Origin of the sequence: Zoogloea sp. (genome assembly GCF_023150065.1) — a bacterium.
Classification (GTDB): Bacteria; Pseudomonadota; Gammaproteobacteria; order Burkholderiales; family Rhodocyclaceae; genus Zoogloea.
Genome location: NZ_JAKLLN010000143.1, coordinates 1 through 650 on the forward strand (window position 1 = coordinate 1; position 650 = coordinate 650).

The 650-nt window shown below is 69.8% G+C and carries 1 protein-coding gene; it reads right to left on the reverse strand.

Annotated features, from left to right (window positions below; translation table 11 throughout):
• Positions 1–281: 281 nt before the first annotated feature.
• Positions 282–650, reverse strand: a 369-nt coding sequence (locus L6Q67_RS23930) for a LysR substrate-binding domain-containing protein (protein WP_296576134.1), incomplete at its 5' end; no start/stop codon positions are given.

The following is a 650-nucleotide window of genomic DNA, read 5'->3' on the forward strand; positions in this document are numbered from 1 at the left end:
AGAACACGAGCAGCAGCCACAGGGCGCAGCAGACGATTGCCCCATGGATCGCACGCCGCGCGTCGGGCAACCGGCAGGCACCGCGTGGATCACAGGACATGGGGAGTTCTCTCCAGCCCCACCGGGGCATAGGGACGCAAGGTTCGAAGCAGCACCGATGGTACGGTACGTGCATCCGCCCGGGGCAGGGACAAGGTCACCTATTCCGGCCGCTGCCTGGAGATTTCTTTTCAATGTGTTACGTCGCGCACGCCGCAGGGCGGGGGGCGATGGGGCGCCCGTCAGTCTGCGCCGCACACCCCACCGTCGAGGCGCGGGTGCCACAGCATCGACACGGTGATCTCTGGCACGGGCACCGGCAGCGCAAAGCTGAACAACCCAGCGCGCAGCAGGCCGGTGTGGCGCTCGGGCACGCTGGCGATCAGGTCGGTGCTGCGCACCAGCGCCAGCGCCGTCGAAAAGCCACCCACGGTGGTGGCCACCTGACGCTCCAGCCCGACGGCCTTGAGCGCCTCATCCACCGGCCCGCGATCCACGCCCTGGCGCGCCACCAGCACGTGGCGGCCGGCGGCGTAGCGGGCGGGGGTGATCTCCCGCTGGCACAGCAGGTGCCCTTCGCGCACCACGCCGATGAAGCGGTCGCGGAACAG